Annotated in this window: 23 protein-coding genes; 12 read left to right on the top strand and 11 right to left on the bottom strand. The window is 63.7% G+C overall.

The genetic code is table 11. The annotated features are described in order from the left end of the window. Positions 1-79: 79 nt before the first annotated feature. Positions 80-757: a hypothetical protein gene (locus BLP88_RS18655; protein WP_139163261.1), complete on the bottom strand. Its 678-nt coding sequence runs from the start codon at positions 755-757 to the stop codon at positions 80-82. Positions 758-1,073: 316 nt separating this feature from the next. Beyond that, complete coding sequence (locus tag BLP88_RS01065; RefSeq protein ID WP_074586219.1) at positions 1,074-4,229, bottom strand: DEAD/DEAH box helicase; 3,156 nt, start codon at positions 4,227-4,229, stop codon at positions 1,074-1,076. Positions 4,230-4,572: 343 nt separating this feature from the next. Between BLP88_RS01065 and BLP88_RS01060 the strand changes: the two genes are divergently transcribed. After that, positions 4,573-5,085, top strand: a complete 513-nt coding sequence (locus BLP88_RS01060) for a mismatch-specific DNA-glycosylase (RefSeq protein ID WP_074586218.1) — start codon at positions 4,573-4,575, stop codon at positions 5,083-5,085. Positions 5,086-5,231: 146 nt separating this feature from the next. Further along, positions 5,232-5,837, top strand: coding sequence for a hypothetical protein (locus tag BLP88_RS18650; protein ID WP_139163260.1), 606 nt, complete (start codon positions 5,232-5,234; stop codon positions 5,835-5,837). Positions 5,838-6,091: 254 nt separating this feature from the next. Here BLP88_RS18650 and BLP88_RS01055 read toward each other — a convergent pair whose 3' ends face one another. From BLP88_RS01055 to BLP88_RS01045, 3 genes are all read right to left on the bottom strand, one after another. Then, positions 6,092-7,144: a restriction endonuclease gene (locus BLP88_RS01055; protein ID WP_074586216.1), complete on the bottom strand. Its 1,053-nt coding sequence runs from the start codon at positions 7,142-7,144 to the stop codon at positions 6,092-6,094. Positions 7,145-7,340: 196 nt separating this feature from the next. After that, positions 7,341-8,156, bottom strand: coding sequence for a glycoside hydrolase family 25 domain-containing protein (locus tag BLP88_RS01050; RefSeq protein WP_074586215.1), 816 nt, complete (start codon positions 8,154-8,156; stop codon positions 7,341-7,343). A 154-nt stretch (positions 8,157-8,310) separates the two neighbouring features. After that, the gene (locus BLP88_RS01045) at positions 8,311-8,622 is read right to left on the bottom strand and encodes a hypothetical protein (RefSeq protein WP_084110669.1); all 312 of its coding nucleotides are present in this window, start codon (positions 8,620-8,622) and stop codon (positions 8,311-8,313) included. 294 nt (positions 8,623-8,916) lie between these two features. On the opposite strand from BLP88_RS01045, the gene sigK reads away from it, so the two are divergent. The 3 genes from sigK to BLP88_RS01030 all read left to right on the top strand — a co-directional run bounded on the left by sigK (position 8,917) and on the right by BLP88_RS01030 (position 11,058). Continuing rightward, a complete protein-coding gene (gene sigK / locus BLP88_RS01040) occupies positions 8,917-9,561 on the top strand; it encodes an ECF RNA polymerase sigma factor SigK (protein WP_074586214.1) in 645 nt (214 codons plus the stop codon). A gap of 1 nt (position 9,562) precedes the next feature. Next, complete coding sequence (locus BLP88_RS01035) at positions 9,563-10,432, top strand: anti-sigma factor (RefSeq protein WP_139163259.1); 870 nt, start codon at positions 9,563-9,565, stop codon at positions 10,430-10,432. Positions 10,433-10,605: 173 nt separating this feature from the next. Next, positions 10,606-11,058, top strand: coding sequence for a DUF4383 domain-containing protein (locus BLP88_RS01030; protein ID WP_074586212.1), 453 nt, complete (start codon positions 10,606-10,608; stop codon positions 11,056-11,058). A gap of 89 nt (positions 11,059-11,147) precedes the next feature. Here BLP88_RS01030 and BLP88_RS01025 read toward each other — a convergent pair whose 3' ends face one another. After that, a complete protein-coding gene (locus BLP88_RS01025) occupies positions 11,148-11,519 on the bottom strand; it encodes a GNAT family N-acetyltransferase (RefSeq protein ID WP_074586211.1) in 372 nt (123 codons plus the stop codon). 14 nt (positions 11,520-11,533) lie between these two features. Next, positions 11,534-12,217, bottom strand: a complete 684-nt coding sequence (locus tag BLP88_RS01020) for a P-loop NTPase family protein (protein ID WP_074586210.1) — start codon at positions 12,215-12,217, stop codon at positions 11,534-11,536. A gap of 122 nt (positions 12,218-12,339) precedes the next feature. On the opposite strand from BLP88_RS01020, the gene BLP88_RS01015 reads away from it, so the two are divergent. Both BLP88_RS01015 and BLP88_RS18555 read left to right on the top strand, forming a co-directional pair. Beyond that, positions 12,340-12,771 (top strand): VOC family protein, encoded by a 432-nt coding sequence (locus tag BLP88_RS01015; protein ID WP_074586208.1) that lies wholly within the window; start codon positions 12,340-12,342, stop codon positions 12,769-12,771. Positions 12,772-12,816: 45 nt separating this feature from the next. Continuing rightward, positions 12,817-13,209, top strand: a complete 393-nt coding sequence (locus tag BLP88_RS18555; RefSeq protein ID WP_084110668.1) for a hypothetical protein — start codon at positions 12,817-12,819, stop codon at positions 13,207-13,209. A gap of 49 nt (positions 13,210-13,258) precedes the next feature. On the opposite strand, the gene BLP88_RS01005 is transcribed toward BLP88_RS18555, so the two are convergent. Together BLP88_RS01005 and BLP88_RS01000 are read right to left on the bottom strand one after the other, a co-directional pair. Continuing rightward, entirely contained in the window at positions 13,259-13,984 is a 726-nt protein-coding gene (locus BLP88_RS01005; RefSeq protein ID WP_245679726.1) for a DUF2182 domain-containing protein, read from the bottom strand. 117 nt (positions 13,985-14,101) lie between these two features. Next, positions 14,102-14,707: a DUF1326 domain-containing protein gene (locus BLP88_RS01000; RefSeq protein WP_245679736.1), complete on the bottom strand. Its 606-nt coding sequence runs from the start codon at positions 14,705-14,707 to the stop codon at positions 14,102-14,104. 270 nt (positions 14,708-14,977) lie between these two features. On the opposite strand from BLP88_RS01000, the gene BLP88_RS00995 reads away from it, so the two are divergent. After that, positions 14,978-15,808, top strand: a complete 831-nt coding sequence (locus tag BLP88_RS00995) for a GntR family transcriptional regulator (protein ID WP_074586205.1) — start codon at positions 14,978-14,980, stop codon at positions 15,806-15,808. Here BLP88_RS00995 and BLP88_RS00990 read toward each other — a convergent pair. Next, a complete protein-coding gene (locus tag BLP88_RS00990) occupies positions 15,805-16,509 on the bottom strand; it encodes a hypothetical protein (protein WP_245679725.1) in 705 nt (234 codons plus the stop codon). The two genes, BLP88_RS00995 and BLP88_RS00990, sit on opposite strands and share 4 nt — an antisense overlap. 181 nt (positions 16,510-16,690) lie before the next feature. Further along, a complete protein-coding gene (locus BLP88_RS00985) occupies positions 16,691-18,436 on the bottom strand; it encodes a PucR family transcriptional regulator (RefSeq protein ID WP_074586591.1) in 1,746 nt (581 codons plus the stop codon). A 103-nt stretch (positions 18,437-18,539) separates the two neighbouring features. Here BLP88_RS00985 and BLP88_RS00980 point away from each other — a divergent pair, with 103 nt between their 5' ends. The 4 genes from BLP88_RS00980 to BLP88_RS00965 are packed head-to-tail and all read left to right on the top strand — an operon-like array spanning position 18,540 to position 22,137. Then, a complete protein-coding gene (locus BLP88_RS00980) occupies positions 18,540-19,409 on the top strand; it encodes a hypothetical protein (RefSeq protein ID WP_074586204.1) in 870 nt (289 codons plus the stop codon). 48 nt (positions 19,410-19,457) lie between these two features. Beyond that, positions 19,458-20,399: an ABC transporter substrate-binding protein gene (locus tag BLP88_RS00975; RefSeq protein ID WP_084110666.1), complete on the top strand. Its 942-nt coding sequence runs from the start codon at positions 19,458-19,460 to the stop codon at positions 20,397-20,399. Further along, positions 20,396-21,376: an amino acid ABC transporter permease gene (locus BLP88_RS00970; protein ID WP_245679724.1), complete on the top strand. Its 981-nt coding sequence runs from the start codon at positions 20,396-20,398 to the stop codon at positions 21,374-21,376. Before BLP88_RS00975 ends, BLP88_RS00970 begins: the two co-directional genes overlap by 4 nt. After that, positions 21,373-22,137: an amino acid ABC transporter ATP-binding protein gene (locus BLP88_RS00965; RefSeq protein ID WP_175453462.1), complete on the top strand. Its 765-nt coding sequence runs from the start codon at positions 21,373-21,375 to the stop codon at positions 22,135-22,137. The genes BLP88_RS00970 and BLP88_RS00965 overlap by 4 nt, the downstream gene beginning before the upstream one ends. The last annotated feature ends 10 nt before the right edge of the window (positions 22,138-22,147 follow it).

Raw genomic sequence — 22,147 nt, 5'->3', positions numbered from 1 at the left:
CGGTAAACAACCAAAGAAATATGCAGAAATTCTTCAAGATTTGACCGTGCAGGATGCCCATATGCGAGAAGAATGAGCTTTACTTACCCTTTGAGTGTCGCCGAGAATTCTCTTCACCGTCCTTTAACGACTCAATTCGCCAGACGATTTGACTAGGTATACTGTCCCACTTATGGCCTTTGCTATTCGATTTCCAGTTGAGATCTGGCGCCATGGTCTTCGCCCTGTGGAGAATCTTTGCGTGCTTCGATGTGAGGCCATTCCATCCGCCCGTCGCGACAATTTCTCGACGTTCTTCGGGAGCTAGGACCGCGATCAATCGATCGCATTGGAGGACAACTCCTTCCTCCATGGCTAATGACCCAAGTTCTTTTTCCCAGGGCAGGAAGATGGTGGCGGCCACATTACCTCGTTCCTTATCGATCACGCCAAGGGCACACACTGCCGTACCTCTTCTATTACAAGTGACGACAAAGTCTTGCCACGGACCCGCCATTTCGGATGCGATATAACCTATGCGGTCAGAATCGATATATAGTGCAACCGCCCATCGGTCATGCGGATTTCCAGGTTCCGGAACAAGCTCAACTTCCACCCGCTGACCATGGTGAAGCCGCGAAAAGGCCGACGGATGGAAACGCGCTCCCCGAACATAGTGGCTATCAACCCGTCCCTCCGGTCGAAGCAGCATCTTCTTTGCAGGTCGAATGTATTCGTCGGCTGGCGGATGATACACGGAATCAAGTTCTCGGCTCAAGACCCCTCCTAGTCTCGTCGCAGCTCTGCAGCTCCGAAAACACAGTACCCACTACGACTCAAATAGAGCCCGGTAGCTCGATCCTAGTTCCATCGGTGCGGCCGACTACACGCCAAGTCCTAAATCCGGCTTCTTCGCTTGCGGTGGCGAGATACAACCCGCAGTCACCTATGCCAACAAGGTCGAAAGGCCCAGGCGTCCTGCTGTTGGCTGATGACATATATTTTTGCAAGGAATGGAGCGAACTTTTCTTCGGATTCTTGACGACTAGATTTAGGACCAACTCCGTTCCACGAAGATGGAAAGAATACGGCTGTCATTGCGACACCGCAGCCGCGGTTGCGTAAACATCTGCCGGCATCGGCCGGTGCAGCTTCCACGTAATTGCGATCGGTTTCTCGCCCGAGTGCTGGACGTAATCGACCTGGCCGAGGCAGGTGTATGGGACCGTCAACCCGGTCTCGTCGTCGGCTGTGTCCCGTGTGAACAGCACAATTTGCGAGCCATGGCTGGTCCTGTCCAGGTAGCGCTTGCCGACGGAGCTGGCTGGTGATGTGTTGTTCTGGGATTCCCAGTGGAACAGGTCCGGGCTGATGGCGTAGTCCCGGTACATCGTGGTGGCCGAGTGCTTCTTGTCGTCCTTGTTCAGGGTGACGAAGAAGGCGTTCGTGGAGGTAGCCGGGCACCACGCCACGCCCTCACGGTGCTGGACGTTCTTGCCCATTTCGAGCGAACCGTAACCGAGTGCCGCAAGGATCTCCTCACGCCGGTATGTGGCATGGGAAAGCAACGGAATGTGCTGAAGTCCCGCGCCGAGACCCTTGGCGGCATGCCTGGACGACGACGCACCCAGCCTCACCAACTGCTGAATCTCGGCGCACACAAACTGGTAGCCGCGAAGGTGGTCCAGCCCGGCGTCGTACGAGGCGAAACCGCTGGCGTCATCCCACAGCGTGTAGAACAGCATGCGCGCGAACACCTGCTCGCGCGGAGCGAGCTCCGCGTAGCGGGGAGAGTCCGCGGCGACAAGCATCGCGTAGGCGTCCGCGCGTTCGGGATCATCCACATGGATCAACGCAGCCATGCGGCCGAGTAGCTTCTTCTCCGCGGCATCGGAAAGCGTGAAGTGCTGATCCTTCAGTACGGCTTCGAGAGGCGAGAATCCGTCGATGAGATTCGCCTGGCGCAGATAGCCGGTCCACGAATCCCTGGTGGAGCGGTAGATGGTCTTCAGCTCATTGCCGGAAGCCCGAAGGTACGTTTCGAGATCCGTCTCCCCATGCGATGCAATGTCCTGGACCAACTGCTTTTTCGTGAATTTCAGTTGAGCTTGGAGGTTGTCCAGGACGACCTTCTGCGCAACCCGGTCGAGCACGATCTGCGATCCCGACTGAAGGAACGGGAATTCCTCCTCCACGGCCTTTTCCAGTTGCTTCCTGCCGTACCCGGTCAGCGCACGGTACCTGAGGTCAAAGCGGAATTCGCGCCGCTGCTGGCCGATGAAGTCGAGTACCGTCAGCACTGCCTTGTCATCCGCACGGCGGAGGCCGCGGCCGAGCTGCTGCAGGAAGACGGTGGAGCTCTGGGTGGGCCGCAGCATCAGGATCGTGTCTACCTGCGGCAAGTCCAGGCCTTCGTTGAAGAGATCTACCGCGAAGATGCAGTTGATCTCCCGGTCACGGAGCCGTCGGAGAGCCTGAGCGCGGACGGCGTCATCGGTTGTGCCGTCGACGGCCACCGAGGCAATGCCGGCCCGGTTGAAAACCTCAGCCATGTAGTGCGCGTGCTGAACCGACACGCAGAAGCCGATGGCGCGCATATCCTCGGTGCTAGTGACCTTTTCCCGCAGCTCGCGGATAACCTTCGCGGCACGTGCATCGTTGCCCGTGTACAGGCGGTCCAGCTGAGCGGTGTCGTAGTTGCCGCGCTTCCATTCGACCTGGCTGAGGTCGACGTCGTCGGACACACCGAAGTAGTGGAAGGGCACCAGAAGGTCGGCGTCCAGTGCATCCCAAAGGCGGAGCTCGCTGGCTGTACGTCCGTCAAAGAACTGCTGGGCGACGTCGACGCCGTCACCGCGTTCCGGCGTCGCGGTCAGCCCCAGCAGTTGTTGTGGCTTCAGGTGATCCATCAGGGACCGATACGTCGGGGCCATGGCGTGGTGGAACTCGTCGATGACCACGACGTCGAAGAGTTCCGGGTCCAGTTCCCGGACGCCGCGGGCGTTGAGAGACTGCACCGATGCGAAGATGTGCCTCCACTCGGACGGCTTGTGGGCACCGACGTAGAGCTCACCAAAGGCACCGTTCTGCATGACATCCCGGTAAGTGCGCATGGACTGCGCGAGGATCTCCTGACGGTGCGCGACGAAGAGCAACTTGAGATCCCGCCCAGCGGCCTCGCACAGGCGTTTGTAGTCCAGAGCCGCAGTGATGGTTTTCCCGGTACCGGTTGCTGCGACCAGCAGATTCCTGTTGAAGCCCTTGGAGCGCTCCGCCTCAAGATCTTCGAGCATTTCCTCTTGGTGCAAAAACGGTTGAACCTCGAGTCCAGTTGTAGCGTCGGGAGCTGCCGTGCGTTTGCCGCCGTTGCGCTCCAGTGCAGCGTCGAGCTTGGCTGCGTCGCGTTCTGGGTCATAGCTCTGGAAGGCGCGCTGTTCCCAGTAGCTGTCGAAAGTGACCTCAAATTTCTTCAAGAGAGCGGGAGTGGAGACGGAGCTCAGGCGGACGTTCCATTCCAGACCGTCCAACAGAGCAGCCTGGCTCAGGTTGGAGCTGCCAACATAGGCCGTGTCGAATCCCGAGTGCCGGCCGAACAGCCAGGCTTTGGCGTGAAGGCGGGTGGCCTGGGTTTCATAGTTGATCTTGACTTCAGCGCCGTAACGGTTGACGAGTTCGTCGATGGCGCGGCGCTCGGTTGCCCCCATGTAGGTGGTGGTGATGACCCGCAGCTTCACGCCGCGGTCGGTCAGCTGTTCAAGGGCCGGCTGAAGAAGCCTGAGGCCTGTCCAGCGGACGAACGCGCAGAGGAGATCCACTGTGTTCGCTGACTCGATCTCAGCTCTGAGCTCTGCGGCGAGATTGGGATCGTCCTTGCTGTTGGTCAGTAGAGCCGAGTCGCTCAGCCTCGTGGTGGGGCGGCGGAGTTGGCGTCTCTTTAGTGCGTCGGGACGATGGAGGGAAAGGAGCTGGCTCGGGCCGTCGGCGACCCGGTCTTCATGGCTCAGCGCTTGGAGCAGTCGATTGGCCAGGGCCACGCGCTCGGCGGGTTTTGCTGCTATCAACGCATCTCGGACGACATCGGCCACGTGCCGCGAGAGGATGTCTGGGGCGTCTTCCTCCCCGATTTCCAGGAAACCGGGTTGAAGGTCCGGTGCCGTCCTTAGGTGCCTCTCAAGCGAGGCTGTCTTCAGCAGCTCGTACAAACCTTCAGGCAACTGTTCCGTGGCCGTACCCCCGTCGAATGTGTCCATTGCGCCAGGGTATTTGTTCGGGATGCTGTTGGCGAATGCCCGGTCAATTGGTTCAGTCGAAAGCCATTCGTAGAGTCCGACACCCAGGTGTCGACGCGACGGTGAAGTCTTCCTAAAGCCCGGCGTCGATAGCGTCTCTGGGCATCAATACGGAAAATCGTCTCTTCGTCAGCTTGAGTTGCCAGATACGTGGGGCGACAGCCAGAACCCTGCGAAAGCGAACCAGCTGGAAGCCTAGTAACCCTCCTTGGTTCCCACTAACCTTTGGTCAAGGATGACCATCCAGCGTCCGGTTCCGCCCTAGCCACGACGCTGGCTCCGGGCCAGAGTTTCTGGAGGAGTAATGCTGCCAGACCTCATCGTACCGAATCTGAGGGTTGTGTTTGTCGGCACGGCGGTAGGAAACAGATCTGCAATCCGACATCACTACTATTCGGGAGTCGGTAACGAATTCTGGCTCTTGCTGTTCAATGCCGGCTTCACACCGATCCTACTTGCCGCGGAGCAAGATGGTCTTCTGACTGACTACGGGATCGGAATGACGGATCTCAATAAAGACGTGGTCCAATCAAACGATCTAAATCTTGACTTGAACAAGGGCATTAGTGAATTCGAAGCTAAGATATCGGAGTTCTCGCCCAACTACGTGGCTTTCAATGGGAAGACTGCAGGGGCGGCATATGCAAAGGGACAGGGATTCAGCAAACCTATGCTGGGCCTCCAAACCTGGAAAGTAGCGACGAGCAAGGTGTTCATCTTACCGAGCTCCTCAGGCGCCAACAGACGGTCTAGCTACGAAGGGCGTGACACGCGCCTGGCGTGGTGGGCAGAATTGGGCGACCTTGTTCAAGGGTGAGTTACAGGCGGCAACGCCGAGAGAACCGCAACTATCCGCACAGCGTCTACCGCTAGCAAGTAAACAGGGGTGGGGATACATTGCCTGAAGATTGGTTCACCCCGACCCTTAGCTCCATAGCCGCGATTGCCTGGCCCTTGGTTCTGGTGGCTATTGCAATCATCTTTCGCCACCAGATCGGCCGCTTCATTGACGAAGTCTCAGAAGTTACTGGATTCGGCGCCAATGCAAAGCGTGCAGGGACTCTTCGTTCTGAAGATCTCAAGGACAGGACCCAGGAGTTGGAGGAAGAATCCGACGCAACAGAAACCGATGCACCCAAGGGATACGAAGAATCCTCCTCAGGCCGGAATAGTTCCTCCTTACTGGACTTCATTGGAAAGCAGGTTGAGGCCAACCTAAGGTGGGCTAGGCAGAACTCGCAAGCAGCTTCGTCAGGCGCACTGGTTGAACTGATCCGCTCAACATATACAGATCTACGATTGGGCATTCGTACTGTGGCATATCACTTGGGAGGAAAAGCCGCCGTATCAGGAAAAGAACTTAGGCATGTCGCACCTCATGTGGCTTTGAAACGCATTGGGGCGCCGGCCGGGTTGATTGAGCTTGTCCACGAAGCGCGAACCTTTGCCACCGATGTTCGAGGGAACTCAATTCAAGTGAATGAACAAGCAGCGCGGAATTATATCGATACGCTTCTCGAAATAAATCGGGAACTGTTCCAGTGGGCTAAGGAAAGAATGCCCGACTAGATAACAGCACGCAGGAGAAGGCCAAACTTCGGCGGCTGCTGCCGGCGCGCACGGCGAGTCTCGCTCAAACTCTCTTAGCGGAATGTTCCAGACCTCTCTGGGGCAAACCGGATGTGGCATTCCAAAAATCCAGGAATACTGTTTCATCGCTTTCTATAGCTCAAACTCTATGTTAGGCAGAACTTTGCTGCGCGTAGCATTGCCGCTCGCGCGCCGGACAGGTTCTTGAGTTCTCAAAATCTCTGCTCCCTATATCAGCCCGCTTCATCGGCTAGCGTCCAAATTTGTTTCAGCGGTAGTTCCTGTCGGACGCGTGCAGGAAATTCCGCATAGTGATTCTGGACTTGATTCACCAGTTCGTCCGCGTCCCAGACGCGAATGGCGAATCTCTGCGAGTCCACCAGTTTTCGGGCCGCCCTGGTAAGTCCTCCCCAGGCTACGAGGAGGCCCTGGTCAGCCTTGTGGATCGATAGCGACCCGTGCAGCTGGGATACGGTCGGAGAATCCACTGGGCTGGCTTGACTCTTCACCTGAACGATGACACGCGGGCTATCCAAGCCCAGGAGTCCCTTCCCGGCTACGAGATCGATGCCGTCGTCAGTTCCTTGCCCATGTTCGGTACACACAAAACCATCGGCTTTGAGGATTTCGGCAACCATTGCTTCCATCTTGTGCCCTGCAAAAGTTTCGATGAGACGGCTTGCTATCGAATCAGCTGCATAACGTGATATGTCTACAGGCACGTTCTCTTGCTCTGTTTCATCGACCGAAAAGCCGCCATCTTTGGAAGGCGCTTCTTGCATCTCCAACCGGGCTCCCGGGTCCTTGCCGGTCGACATCGCAGTGCGTAACCGGAACTCCGCGTCGTTGCGTTCGATACGACAGATCGTTGAAAACGCTCCGAGAGAGTAAAGCAAATCCTGATTGATCCGCGAACGCGCAATGTCAGGAGCGTCCCATCGCACGCGGCGGACATGGCGACGTTCTGGATCCGGTTCGTTGGAGTCGTACTCATATGGACCTTCGATGGTTCCAATCGCGACCACGGCCGAGCGTTTGAGAGGCATCACCACGAGGTCCCCAATCTCCATCCGCCCGCGCAATGCCCACAGTTGCGCCGCGAAGTTCCGGACAGCGCCAAGCTTCTGGCCCGGAATTCCGGCTTCGACTCTCGCAAAGACCTTTTCCCTGGTGTCTGAGTCTTGGAGTGATTCCACGTCGCCATACCCCGCGCCCGTGACCGACTTACTGAGAGCCCATTGTTCCCGCTCCCCCGTGCTTCCCGCCCGAATCAGCCATGCCGTCATCTACTCACGTGCCTTTCGAAGCTCGCCATGCTCTTAATAGGGTCTGCCAGTACACTCAGCGCCATTCTGCCAACTTCATAAGCCTTCGTGCATGAGGAGTCTTCCGACTCGCGACTAATGGACGAGGTCTTCAAAAGTTCACCGAAGCACCTTCGGGTGCCCAAGCCTCCGACACCGATGAATCCCGAAGACGCACTCAGGGGCAGGAGTAGTCGTAATCAAGTCCCGCCGACACGTACTGGGTTACCGACACCCGGCTTCCGGTCGTCAGACCGGGCAAGGAACAGTTCGACATCGCTCCGCGCAAAGTCTTGGCGCCGGCAAGCCAGCTCGGCAGCCCGGTGAGCGAGCTGCTTGAAGGCACGGTCCCGGCGATGGTCCCCCACTGGTACCCGGTCGAATAGATCCCCACGCCGGCACCGCTGACGCCGGATGTGATGCTCTTGAAGTAGGCCACCATGCCTTCGAGGTCGGCCCTGTTCAGGGCCGTGTTGGCCTGCCAGCTGTTGCCGGTTTCCACGTCCAGCCACCAGAAATAGCTCCCGGGGTTGCTGACCCCGCGGATTGTGGCGTCGTCGTAGGCCTTCGCGTAGCCGTACATGTAGGAGCAGGCGGCATCGACGGCGCCACCGCAGCTCCCGTAGGGATTGGTAACCTGCTGGCCTGCGTAGCTGTTAGACGTCGGCCACCACGTGCCCGCATGCCCCGGGTTGGCCGTGTTCACATACAAGGCCACCTTGGGCTGGGCCGTTCCCCCGGTGGAGCCTGCCGCCCAAGCGAGTTGCTCAGCCAGGCAGGGGTTGGTGTTGTTGGCCAGGCCGCCGGTCACTCCCACGATCGCGAAGGCCTGCCCCGTGGGAAGGGTCTTGCCGCACTGCGGCCAGGAAACGTCGTTGCCCACCGGTTCCGGGCTACGGGGTGGCGGTGCCGCCGTCGCCGGGGCCGCCCCAGCGGTCAGCAGCCCAAGAAGGGCCAGGAACGTGCACGCCATCTTCATCGGGAAACGGGCCATGACCCATGGTAGTCCCCGCCGAACGCTGCGGGACCGAGACTTGCTGACTCTCGGCAGCGCACCCGCCGTATCCGCGGCAATTCCCGGGCGGCCGCCGTCGTGCACCGGACCTGCCGGCGCGCGACGGCGACGCTCCCCCCAGGAACGACGGCGTCTAACTCCCCGCGTTAGACGCCGCCGAGATCATGATGAATAGGACCACGAGAATTCCCAGCGCGGCGCAGATGGTGTCAATCCAGCCGAGGACCTTGCCCACGGTCGCCGAATGATGAAGAGCCTCAGCCTTCCGTGCGTTGGAAATCGCCAGAGGACCGAAGACAATTCCCAGGACGAAGAATCCGATGACCCCGAAGATGATCGACTTTTCCTTGAATTTGCTTCCCTGGAAGTGCTCCAGCGAATTGCTCAGCTGCACGGTCGGGTAATTCGGGTACTGGTAGGACTGGCTGTAGTTTGACTGGGACATTCTGAGACCTTTCGACGACGGTGTCGGTGATTTTGGGTGACTCCCGCCGCCGCTTTCTCGGTCCGCCGTGCAATCCCCCGAAACGAAGATACGCAGCAGTTCACGCCCACGGTGCAAACTGGGCCAATCTTGGGTAAATCCTGCTGCGACCCTGTGTCCCGCACGCTCACAGCTACGAAATGCGACCCGTCCAAAGCCCCCGCGGCACCGAATGCTTTGTGTTCATAGACGGAAACAGGGCAGGAGGTGGGTTGCGTGACTACGGCGCAGCTGGGACGCCTATGCTGGAATGCAATGGACAATCCCCATGCTTCCGAAACGGCGGAGACTGCCGCCGGGCCCGCTTCAGACGCGCCTGGTGCCGCTGAGCCCGGCGTCGCCACGGCGCAGGAGCTGAACGCCCAACTGGGCGCGCTCCTCGGACAGATCGCCGACGGCGACCGCGCCGCCTTCGCGGACTTCTACCGCCTCACCTCGCGCCGGGTGTTCGGCATGGCGCGGCGGATCCTGGTGGACCTGGAGCTCAGCGAGGACGCCACCCAGGAAGTCTTCCTGCAGGTCTGGCAGAACGCCGCGAGCTTCAACACCGCGGCCGGGAGCCCGCTGGCCTGGCTGATGACCATCGCGCACCGCCGGGCCGTGGACAAGGTCCGCTCCGTGCAGGCAGCTACCGACCGCGAAGCCAGGTACGGCGCCGACAGCCAGGAGATCGACCACGACTCCGTGTCCGACGAGGTGGGCAGCCGCCTCGAAGCCGAAGCCGTAGTGCGGTGCCTGAAGACACTCACCGAAACGCAACAGGAATCCGTCCGGCTGGCGTACTACGGCGGCCTGAGCTACCGGGAAGTCGCCGAGCAACTGAATTCCGCGCTACCGACCATCAAATCCCGGATCCGCGACGGACTGATCCGCCTGAAGACCTGTTTGGAGGTGAGTTGAGATGAACAGCATGGACACGAACGACGGCGGCACGCAGCCCCGCGGCTTCGCCGCCGATATTGCCACCGACCTGAAGGCCGGCCGCGCCGTGGAGCTGGCGGAGATCTACGCCCTGGACGCCGTCAGCGATGACGAACGCGCCGCCATCGACTCGTACATCTCCACCGCCCCCGAAGCAGAACGCACAGCCTTCAACGAACGCGTCCGCCAGGCCCGGGAAACCCTGGCCCTGGCCTTCACCGCGGAGGAAGAACCGCCCGCCGGGCTGCTCGAGCGGACACTGAGTCAACTGCCCGTACAACCGTCGGCACAGACGCCCGCACAGCTGCCGGAAGCAACGCCGTCGGAGGCGGCGGCACCCGCTGGCCTCCCGGCGTCGGGCGATGAACTGGCAGCCGCGCGGCAAAAGCGTGAGGAACGACGCCGGCCTTCCGCCGTCCGGAACTGGCTGCTCGCCGCTGCGGCGGCGATTGTCCTGGCCGTGGGCGGGGTGGGGATCGGCGGCTATGTGGCCAGCCAGAACGATCCGGTCACCCAGATCCTGCAGGCGCAGGATGTCCGCGAAGCCACGGTGGGCGTCACCGGCGGCGGCACGGCGACCGTTGCCATCTCGGAGTCGAAGGATGCCGTGGTGGTGCGGATGAAGGATGTTCCTCCGCCGCCCGCGGGCAAGGTGTACCAGATGTGGCTGATCCCGCAGGACGGGTCGGCACCGGAGTCGCAGGGCCTCATGGATGCCCAGACGCTGTCCCAGCCCGCCGTGGTGAAGGGAATCGCGAGGGCCGCGTCGCTGGGGGTCACGGTGGAACCCGTAGGCGGATCCGCCCGGCCGACCTCACCGACCGTTGCCTCGGCCCCACTGCATTCCTAGCCTGTTTTCCAGCCTTGTCTCCTGGGGCGTCCCGCGTTCAGCGGGGCGCCCCAAAGTTTTTTCCTGATGCACCCATCCGGTCCGGGATCGGCCCCGAATAACGGGCGTAACCCTTTTGGGGGGAATCAGAACCGCTGCTCCTTAGGCAGCAACTGCATACAGGAGAGATCATCATGGCAACTCATCCGCTTACCAGTACCGCAGCCCGCACCAATGTCCAGAAGGCGTCCCTGGCCGTGGGCGCCGTGTTCCTGCTAGTCGGTGTGCTTGGCTTTGTTCCGGGCATCACGGCCGGCATGGATCAGATGCACTTCGCAGGACACCACTCTGAAGCCATGCTGCTGGGCCTCTTCCAAGTCTCGGCCCTGCACAACATCGTCCACTTGCTCTTCGGCGCAGCCGGGCTGTTCCTGGCCCGCAGCGCCGCAGGTTCCCGCTCCTTTCTGCTTTACGGCGGCGTCATCTACCTCGTCCTGTTCATCTACGGCCTGGTGGTCCCGCAGGATTCCCCCGGTAACTTCGTGCCGCTGAACGCCTTCGACAACGTGCTGCACCTGCTCCTGGGTGTAGGCATGGTGGGCCTGGCCCTGATCCTCACCCGCGGCCGCAACAGCGTGCGTTCGTAACCCGTACTCACAGGCTCCCGGCGCGAAGCCCGGGGAGAAAAAGTCAGGGCTCCCGGAATTCCGGGAGCCCTGACTTTTGTTTTGGGATCTTACGCCTTTACCCGTTGCGCGAGCGCGTCCTCGAGGAAGCCGAGGTGGGCCGGGGTCGGCCTGGTCACGTGGGCCTCGTACTCGGTGTGCTTGACCAGGAACTTTTTGATGAACGGGCACACCGGAACAATCCGCAGGCCCGCGGCGACCGTCTGGTCCAGCGCTTCAGTGGCAAGCTTCCCGGCCAGGCCCTGCCCGCCGTATTCCTCGTTGACGACCGTGTGGTAGAAAATCCGCTGCTTGGCTGCGGCTTCCGAATCCGTGCCGGCGCCGCCTTCGTAATCCTTGTACGCGGCCTTGCCGATAACGCGGCCGGCGTCCTGCAGTTCGAAGCGTTCCCGATCGGGGTTGTGGTGGATGTCTATAGTCATCCCCCGAATCTACGTCATGCCGAGGGTCCGGCCGGGTCCTTCCGGGCCTCGAGCCTGCCGGCGATTTTCTCTTCGAGCGCCGCGACAGCCGCTTCCGGCAGGACGATCAGCCCGTCCAGTTCCTTGCGGGCGCGCCTGTACGCCGTCTGCCGTTCGGCCGGTGTGGCGGCACTGTCCCCGGCGATCCGCAGGAGCTTCCGGGCGGTCGCCAGGCGTTGGCGCTCGGGGCCCGTGAAATTGCTGTCCTTGATGCGCTTGCCTTCGCGTTCGGCGACGTCGAACGCCAGCTCGAAGCCGTGCACGGCGGCGCGGTATTCGGCCAGGCGGGCCGCCGTCGTGATGTCTTCCGGGGCCGCCGGTCGCAAGGCGTCGGCCTCCTTCTTGGCCCGCAGGAACGCGACGGTGAGGGGCTCGCGGACGTCCGTCATCAGCGGAAAGTCAATGAGCTTGCCGACGTCCAGCTCGTAGTCCAGCCACTTGTGGTTCACGGAATCGTGGGCTGCGATCAACGCGGCCACCTCGGCTTTATTGGCTTGATCTGCCGCGGCGTTCTGGTTCTTCAGCTTGAGCAGTTCGACCTTGCGCCGGTGCCGCCGCTCGCTCGCCTTGGACCACTGGCGCGCCCACCCGCCGGCCATTCCGCCGAGGGGGAAAACGAGCCACCAGTAGTTTCCGAGGAAGTCGAAGAAGGGTTCCACCCGTTCATCCTCGCATCGCGCCGACGCGCCTCCAAGGTCCTGGATTGGCGTGGTTTGGCTTTGGTTTGGCTTTGGTTTGCGCCGCCGGCGTGGCTGTCCGGCCCCTCGGTTACGATCCCCCTATGGAGCAGAAACTGCATTTCATCACCTTCGCCACCGAGGACCTGGACCGCGCCCGCGGGTTTTACACGGACGGCCTCGGCTGGGAACCCTTGCTGGATGTACCCGGGGAAATCATCTTCTTCCAAGTGGCGCCCGGCCTGGTGCTGGGCCTGTTCGACTCCGTGAAGTTCAACCAGGACCTGGGCAGGCCCGGGACACACGAAGGCGTCAGCGGCGTGACCCTTTCCCACAACGTGGCCAGCGCAGCCGAGGTGTCCAGCACGATTGCCAGGCTCGAAGCGGCCGGGGCCACGGTGCTGAAACCGGCACAGGCCGGGGAGTTCGGCGGGATCTTCCACGGCCATGTCCAGGACCCCAACGGCATCATCTGGGAGATCGCGCACAACCCCGGCTGGACCGTCGGCGTGGACGGGAAGGTGTCGCTCGGCTGACATTATGACGTCCGACACAACGCCGGTGTCCTCCCGGAGCTACCATTGACCACGTGGCTGACCGCTGCCGGAGCCCGCCTTACCGGGCTGGTGCCGGGCGACATTGCCGCCGGGTTCGTGCCCACCCGCGCCGCCCAGCTTCTGCTCACCCTCCTCGCCTCTGCGGGCGCGGGCGCCGACCACCGTGCGCGGCGTGCTCGACGCGACTGGCTGATCCCCGCCATCCCGTTCATCCGAAAGAATTCCGCTATGTCTACAGCGTCTCCAGAAAGTACCGTCCTGCGAGTTTCCAGCGCCGGAAAGGAGCCCGTCATCCTCAGTGTTGTGGGTGGTGAAACGGTGAACATCCGAATCGAAGTCGAAAGCAACTGCACCTGCCAGGCGGAGCCGGCACTCCGCGCCGGGGCCTACACGGACAGCGACCTCGGTCTCGCTTAGCCCTCACGCCCCCGGCTCGGTCAAGTACGGGTAGACCGGCGTGCTGTAGTCAAGACGCCATTCCCGGCACGAGGGCAACACCAATCGCAATGAGGGCCAGGGCGACGGCCACGGCCCGGTTCGCGAAGCGCCTCCACGGGAGCATTTTCTCGAGGGCGATGAATGCTCCAACTACTGCCATCCAGCCAAGGTTCATAACGCCGAGCGCGAACAATGCAATCATCAGCGCCCAGCAACAGCTGACGCACCACGTACCGTGTTCCACCCCCAGGCGCAACGCGCCCACGAAGCCGTACCGCACCCGGCGCAGGATGAAATCCATGGGCGTCCGGCATTTCATCAGGGCGATGTTCTTCGCTGGCGTGAACTGGTAGGCGGCTGCCGCGAGGATCACGACTGCCGCCACGTAACGGCCTCCCGGTTCCGATGTGAGCGCGCCGGGAACGATTGCCACAAGCAAGGCGTAGGCCCCGTAGGCCGCCAGGCCGAAGACCGTCCACGCCAGGAGATAGCCGGCCACGAATAGGGCCGTGGAACCCCGCGGAGCATACCGTCCGGAGCCGCGGCGGTGGCGTTGGATTCTGTCATAGGCCACCACCATCGGGGCAACGGACGGAAACATCATCGCGGCCAGCATCACCACCCACGTGGTGAGGAAGAAGCCCAGCGGACCGGGGTCCGTCCAACGCCCCATGTCCATGCCATTCATCTGCACGGCCGAGAAAACCCAGCTCGCGGCGGCGAGCGCCAGAAGGAGAGCGACGAGGCCTGCCACCCGGGAATCGATGGCGCGTGGGTCAAACCGGAAAACCGGGGCGTGCGGTGTGCGCGCCCCGGTTCCGGGTATTCCTTTCCTGTTCACAGTTCTTTCCCGTTCACCCGCGGCCGGCCTTCAGGCCCGGCCCTTGGCGGCGCCTTCGGGCATCTCGCTGGCGAAGCTGAAGTCAGCGCTCTCGCCGTAGACGCCTTCGAAATCAAGGCCAAACAGGGTGGATGATGCAGGTGCCTTCCCGATCATGAACTCGGGAGCGAAACCGTACATCGCGTTCTTGACTGTTGTGACACCGCCGTCGATTCCGGGCAGCGGCTCGAAGGTGTAACTCACACTCCCTTCCACCGAAGCAGACGGTGTGTCGCTGTCGGAGAAGCTGATGCTCGCCCGCTGGACACCCAGCCATTCCCCATACAGCGCCGCAAAGTCCGCGAACGGGCCTCCCTCGTCACCGTGCAGGATCCGCTCTAGGGCAGTTGCCTGGCCATCGGCCGCCCCTTGATCAACCACCACCCCGACCTTCCAGCCGCCGGCCGACAGGTTCGAGGGGAACCAGTTGGCGAAAGCGAAATCGACTCCCGAGAGATCTGTGTCGTCGAGTTTGCCGCCCTCAATATGGAACACGGCAACGCCTCGACATTCCCTGTTCGGGCCGGTGGGCTCGCCGTCGACCGGGCACGGGCAAATCAACGAGCAACTGCAACTTGCAACATACTTTCCCGACATTTCCCAAGACATTTAGGACCCTCCTCGCTGGCTCTATCGCCGACCGGAGCGCCCCCAGACGCAGCGCCGAACACTGAAGAAACGGGGTCACAAGCCCCCGTTAAGGCAGAGGGTAGGCCTGCCCCAAGACCGAGTCAATATGCCGCCGCGGGTCAATCGAAGGCGCGATTTGGACGGCATCCGACCGTCTTTCCTGCCCGGTCCGAGGGCTGGATTTGATTAGTTATACAACCCCGATACAGTGGCGATACCCCATCCAAGCGAGGCCCCGTGAGCGACACCGCCGTCCAGTTCCTGTCCCGACCTTTGACTGCCCAGCCCGGCCAGCCCCTGCGCGTGGCGGCGTACTCCCGCATCGCCGAAGCCATCCGCACCAAGCTGCTCCAGCCCGGCTCGCTGCTGCCCACCGAAACCGAGCTCGGCGTCATGATGGACGTCAGCCGCACGGTGATCCGCGAGGCCCTCATGCTGCTCGAGGAAGACGGACTCACCCGGGCGCGCCGCGGCGTCGGACGCTTCGTGGCGGACTCGCTCCCCCGCATCGGCATCGAAAAGATCCGCCCCTTCGACCAGCTCCTGGGCGGCTCCGAACTGGACGTCCAGGTCAAGCGCACCCTGGCCGAGTTCCAGCCGGCCTCAGAGTTCGTCGCCCCGGGCATCGGCGTCGAACCCAACGAGGACTGCTGGCTCTGGGAAAGCGTGCTGATCCGCAACGGCGAGGCGATCGGGCACCTGCAGGAGAACGTACCGATCAGCGCGGGCCGGGAGCCCGATTCCGGCAAGAAAGCCGGTTCCGGCGAGACAGCCGACGACGGCGACTGGCTGGCCGCCGCGGCCGACCCCGCCGGCCGCACCAGCCTGGCTCCCAAGACCCTCCTTGAGATCCTCGCCGAGCGTCCCGGCATGAGCCTTGGCCCGGGCGAATGCCAAATCAGCCTCAGCACCGCCGGCCCCAGCCGTGCCAAGCTGCTGGCGCTGCGCCCTTCGGACCCGGTCCTGGTCCTCACCCAGTACGTGCGCCGCGCGGGCAAACCCTTCTACCTGGCCAAGTGCCTGGTGGCAGCGAAGGCCGGGCACTTGTCGGTCATGCAGTCCTCCTAGGAGACCGGCCGCAGGGACGTGATCATCCTCTTGATGTCCTTGTATTCCTGGGTCTCCATGTAGGCCTCGGGTGTATCCGGTCCCGGCGTCGCACCCTCTACGGCTTCCATCGGGTTGTACGCTCCGCCAAAGGCGGCACCGCTGGGTGGCCAGGTGAAGAAATGGAAGATGGGGCAGGCATCGGGACCGCTCGGCGCGGGGGACGAGGTGATTCCGTAGGCAAAGGGACCAGGCGTTGCCGGGTCCGTGCCCTGCCGGCCCTCGAAGACGAAGCGGGGCGTGGTTCCCTTCTGCGCCAGCGCCGGGAGCGGTTGCGAATCAAGCAGCGAGTACGGCGACCGCGTGGTGCACTCCGCGCCCGCAACCATGTTGGTCCGCAGCGTCGCCAACTGCTTTCCGGCCTCGTTCGCCACGCTGAGGAAGATACCACCGGCTGCGGCTTGCCCTGCCGGGTCCGTGATCGTCCAGCGTGCGGGATGCTCGAAAGTAAGCGTGTCGTCCTTGGTCTTGTAAGCGGCCCAGGTCTCCGCCGAGTTCCCCGGCGTACCTGACGACGGCGCTGTGGTGGGAGTCTCCGATGCCGAGCCTCCCGGCGTGGCACCGTCAGCGCCCGACGGGCTGGGCCCGGGCGACGGTTGGACGCACGCCCCCAGGAAGAGCACGAGGGACAAAGCTACGACGGAACGGGTCGTGTGGCGCACGGCAGTCTCCTTGGACACGTGAGACCAGCGAATAGATGCCTCAATTGTGAGGCGGTTATGGGGCCGGAAGAAGCCATAAATCCAATCGGTATCCGAACGTTGTGGCTGGTCACGAATCGATTCTGCTGGATCACCCTGCGCCTACCCCGGCGCACGCCGCGCCGTTCCGGGCCTGCCGGGTCTAACCAGCCGTGTGATCCAGCAGAATGTCCGCGGACCAGGGCCCATCGAGTTCCTGCACGGCCAGGCTCAGCCACAGGACCAGCATGTCGTCCGGCTGGGCGGGGTCGATGCCGAAGATTTCCTCCATCCTCCGCAGCCGGTAACGCAGGGTGTTCTGGTGCAGCGACAGGGCGTGCGCGGTCTTGGCCGAGTCGCAGGAGAAGGCCAGGTACGTGCGCAGGGTCTTCGCGTAGTCGGTGCCGGAGCGGGCGTCGTGTTCCAGCATGGCGGCCGCGGCCGGAGACATCAGCCGGGGCTTGCTGCGGAACAGCGCCGCCACATCCAGCAGGGTGAGGCGGCTGCGCAGCTCCGCCGCGCTGGCAAACCCGCTGCCGGTCCCGCCGCCGGAAGCAGGCCCTGCCCCAACAGCCCCGGCCCCGCGCCCGCCGTCGGCCAGCATCAGAAGCACCAGGTCGGCGTCGTACTTTGAGCGGCTGATCTCGTTCACCGCGGCGACCGGCGTGCCCAGCGCGACCCGCAGCTCCAGCCGCAGCGACGCGGCGGCCCGATCGATCAGCCGCCGCGCCAGGGTCCCGATCTGCGGCAGCGCTGCCGCCCCCGCCTCGGTGAACAGGGCGTAGATGGTGGTGCCAATCATCACGCACTGGGTTCCTTGCCGGTACGCCTCGCATTGCGTGGTCACCAGGTCCAGCACGCGGGCCAGCGCAATCTCCTCCGAGCCGGGCACCACCTCCGCCTGGAAGGCGACGACGGCGAACGGGCCTTGGCGTCCGAGCGCCAGCTGCTCCGCCACGAGCTGGGCGTCGCTGTCGCTCTCCAGGAGGCGGCGCAGGAGTTCGGCGCGTTGCTGGCGGGCGAGGTCGTAACTGCTGCGGGCGCGGAGCATGTGCAGCGCGGCAATGTCGGCGGCGCTCTCCAGGGCGCGTTTGGCCTCGGCGTCGAAGGCGCCTTCCGCATCCACCACCCAGATGGACCCGAGCGGCTGGCTCCCGGCGCGGACGGCGATGGCCAGGCGGTCCATGGCGGCTTCGCCCACGCCCTCGATGTGCACGGCGCCCTCTGCCCGGAACACCGCCGCGTACTGGCCGGCGTTCTCCGGGAGGTAGGGAACCTGCCGGCCCAGGATGCCGCTGCGGCGGTCCTCGTCGATGGGCTGGCCCGGCAGGGTGGAGTAGGCCAGGATCTGTTCCTGCAGGTTCTCGATGGTGGTGGCGCCGCCCACCATCGCGGCGATGGCGTTGGCCAGCGCGAACAGGTCCCCGACGCCGAGCGGCACCAGCGAGCTGTTCGCCTCCGCAAGCGTCCCGACGGCGGATTCGAGCAGTCCGTCCAGTTGCCGCCAGGACACCCCGTCTTCCACCACCAGCAGCGCGACGCCGGCCCGGTCCGCCGCGGCGGCCAGCTCCTTGAGGCCATCCGGAGCGAGGCCGTCCGGAGCGAGGCCATCGTCCGACGCGCCCTTCACCACGAGCGCCGCGAAACCGGCGGCCGCCGCTTCTTCCACCACGACGGCGGTGCGCGGTCCCGCGGGGTCCAGGCCGATGCCGAGGAGGATGCCGCCCGGAAGGGATTCGAGCTCGGCGGTGGGGTCGTACAGGCCGGGACTCAGTAGGGCGAGTTCCGGCGTCGGGCCGTGCGTGCGGATGCGCAGGCCCGAGCCGTCCAGCACCTTCAGCAGTTCCTGCAGAGGGATCTGGCGGGACTGGCCGGCGGGCCGGGAGGACGCGGAGGGGTACGAAGCCATGCCCAGCAAACTAGCCGCCCTTGTGGGAAACAACAAGTTCATCGGTGCAGCTTGGTGCTGCACGCTAAAGCCATCGGTGCTGGAGCCTCGTCATAGTGGAGGAATGTCACTCACCCTTGAAGCACATCCCGCAGCACGCCACGCCAGGGAAGCGGCCACCGCGGCCGCCGAACGGGCCGGCGTCACGGTCATCGAAGAGACGGACCGTGAAAAGCTCCGGGACATCGAAGGCCTGCTCGTCAGCATCTGGGGCACGTCCCCGCACGGCGCCCCCGTCCCCTTCGACATCCTGCGCGCGATCTCGCACGCCGGCTGCAACATCTCCGCCGCCTACCTGCCGGACGGCACTCTCTGCGGGGCCGCCGTCGCGATCGTCACACCTGGCGACACGGCCACCTACTCGTTCATCGCGGGCGTGGCCCCCGGCATCGCGGACAAAGGCGTCGGCTTCGCCCTCAAGCAACACCAGCGCGCCTGGTCCCTGGACCGCGGCATCGAAACCATGACCTGGACCTTCGATCCGCTCGTCAGCCGCAACGCCCGCTTCAACCTCAGCAAGCTCGGCGCCCACGTCCGCCAGTACGAGCGGAACTTCTACGGCCTGATGGAGGACGAGATCAACGCCAACGACGAAAGCGACCGCCTCGTGGCCGTCTGGCCGCTCTCCTCCGAAACGAGCATCGCCTGCGGCGAAGGCACACCCCGCGACGTCGAACTCCCGGAGTTGGGTGCCACAACCATCCTGAAGCACGGGCCCGACGGCGAGCCGCAGCTCCTCCGTTCGAATGACAGCACAGCCGACGACACCCTCTGGTGCCGCGCGCCCCGGGACATCGTGGCCCTGCGTGCCTCCGACCCCGAACAGGCCGCGCTCTGGCGCATCACCATGCGCGAATCCTTCGAAACCGCCTTCGCTGCCGGATACCAGGCCGACGGCGTCACCCGCACCGGTTGGTACCGGCTCAGCAAGTAACCAGCTCAGCCGCCAGCCACCCCGAACCGCCCACCTAGGAGTCCCCCCATGAACGCCTCCACCAGCAAACTTTCCCTGCGCCACCTGCTCTGCGCCGCCGCCCTCCCGCTGGTGCTCGGCCTGAGCGCCTGCGGCGGTGCAGCCACCCCCGCCGAAACGGCCAAGCCCGTCTCAACCGCCGACGCCGATCCCGCCGCCGCGGCCGCCCTCCCGGAGCGCTTCAAGAGCGCCGGCGTCATCAAGGTGGCCTCGGACATCCCATACCCACCGCTGGAAATGTTCGACGAGAACCAGAACCTCACCGGCCTGGACGTGGACCTCGCCGCAGCCCTGGGCGCCAAGCTCGGGGTAAAGCTGGAGCTGCAGAAGCAGGCCTTCGACAGCATCATCCCGTCCCTGCAGTCGGGCAAGAACGACATCATCATGTCCGGCATGAACGACACCCCGGAACGCCAGAAGACCCTGGACTTCGTGGACTACCTGCACGCCGGTTTCTCCATCCTGGTCCGCGAGGGCAACCCGGAGAACATCACCACGGCGCTGGATCTGTGCGGCAAGACCGTCGCCGTCCAGAAGGCCACCGTGCAGGGCGACATCCTGCGCAGCTACGAGCAGCAGTGCAAGGACAAGGGCTCGGACCCGATCAACGTCACCGAACTCCCGCTGGAGACCGACGTGCAGACGGCGGTCCGCGCCGGAAAGGCGAGCGCCGACGTCGTCGATTCCGCCCCGGCGGCCTACGCGGCGAAGACCGCGGGCGACGGCAAGGTGTTCGACATCGTGCGCGACCCAGCCAACCCGGCCGGCTACAACCCCGTGTACACGGGCATCGGCGTGCTGAAGAAGGACGCCGGGCTCAGCAAGGCGCTCCTGCTGGCCATGGAGGCGATCATCAAGGACGGCACGTACGAGGAGATCCTGAAGAAGTACGAGCTCTCCGACTACTCCGTCAAGACGGCCGGCATGAACCTCGGCAAGGACGTCAAGTGAGCAACGGTCATGTGAGCAGTGCGGTCCCGACCACTAAGGCGGCCACGGCGAAGGCGGCCGGGCCGGGTGCCGCCGTCGCCCCGGAAGTGGAGGACGACGTCGTCGCGATCCCCTTGCGCCACCCGTGGCGCTGGGTGGTGGCTGGCGTCCTGGTGCTCGCCCTGGCGGGGCTGTTCGCCTCGCTGTGGACGAACCCGAACATCGAGCACTCCACGATCGCCACGTACCTGTTCAACCCGAAGATCATCAACGGCGTGGGGCTGAGCCTGCTGGTCACCGTCATCGCGATGCTGGTTTCCACCGTGCTGGGCGTGCTGCTGGCCGTGATGCGGCTGTCCAGGAACCCTGTGATGAACGCCTTCGCCTGGCTGTACGTGTGGGTGTTCCGCGGCACGCCGCTGCTGATCCAGATCGTCTTCTGGGGCTACCTGGGCCTGCTGTACTCGCAGATCAGCCTCGGCGTCCCCTTCACGGATTTCACCATCTTCTCCGTGGACACCAACACCCTGGTGCCCGCGTTCGTCGCCGGCCTGCTCGCCCTGACGCTGAACCAGGCCGCGTACTCGGCGGAAATCATCCGCAGCGGCATGCTCTCGGTGGACCCCGGCCAGCATGAGGCGGCGGCGTCACTGGGGATGTCGCCGGCGTACACCTTGTTCAAGGTGGTGCTGCCGCAGGCGATGCGGGTCATCATCCCGCCAATGGGCAACGAGACCATCTCCATGCTGAAGCAGACCTCGCTGCTGTCCGTGATCGCGGTGCTGGAGCTGTACACGGTGGCCACGCAGATCTCCTCGCAGAACCTGCGCCAGGTGGAACTGCTGCTGGTGGTCAGCGCCTGGTACCTCTTCCTCACCTCGGTGCTGTCCGTGCCGCAGTACTACTTGGAGCGCCACTACGGCCGCGGCACCGCAGCGCAGGCTCCCACCCTGCTCAGCCGCATCATGCAAAACCGCATTCAAAGGAGCAAGCGATGACCGAAACCCTGGTGCGGGCCAGCAACGTCCGCAAAAGCTACGGGCACGTGGAGGTCCTCAAGGGCGTCTCGCTCACTGTCAAACCAGGCGAGGTGATGTGCCTGCTGGGTCCTTCGGGCTCCGGGAAGTCCACGTTCCTGCGCTGCATCAACCACCTGGAACGGATCAACGGCGGCCGGATCGAAGTGGGCGGGGACCTCGTGGGCTACGCCCGCCGGCACGGGAAGATCTTCGAGATGAACCCGCGGGAAGTCTCCCGGCAGCGCCGCGGCATCGGCATGGTGTTCCAGCGCTTCAACCTCTTCCCGCATATGACCGCCCTGGAGAACATCATGGCGGCACCGGTGGGTGTGAAGAAGGTGGAGCGCAGCGCCGCGAAGGCCCGCGCCTACGAGCTGCTGGAGCGGGTGGGACTGTCCCATGTGGCCGGCCACTACCCCGCCCAGCTCTCCGGTGGGCAGCAGCAGCGCGTGGCGATCGCCCGGGCCCTGGCCATGGATCCCGAACTCCTGCTCTTCGACGAGCCCACCTCCGCCCTGGACCCCGAACTCGTGGGCGATGTGCTGGACGTGATGCGCCAACTCGCCGCCGACGGCATGACCATGATCGTGGTGACCCATGAAATCGGCTTCGCCCGCAGCGTGGCGGACACCGTGGTGTTCATGGACGGCGGCGTCGTGGTCGAGGCAGGCTCCCCCGCCGAAGTGCTCGACAACCCGCAGAACCCGCGCACCGTCGCATTCCTGAACTCCGTGATGTGAACGCCCGCTA

The sequence above is a fragment of the Arthrobacter cupressi genome (genome assembly GCF_900099975.1).
In the GTDB taxonomy this organism is placed as follows: domain Bacteria; phylum Actinomycetota; class Actinomycetes; order Actinomycetales; family Micrococcaceae; genus Arthrobacter; species Arthrobacter cupressi.
This window is presented reverse-complemented; position numbering and strand designations above follow the sequence as displayed.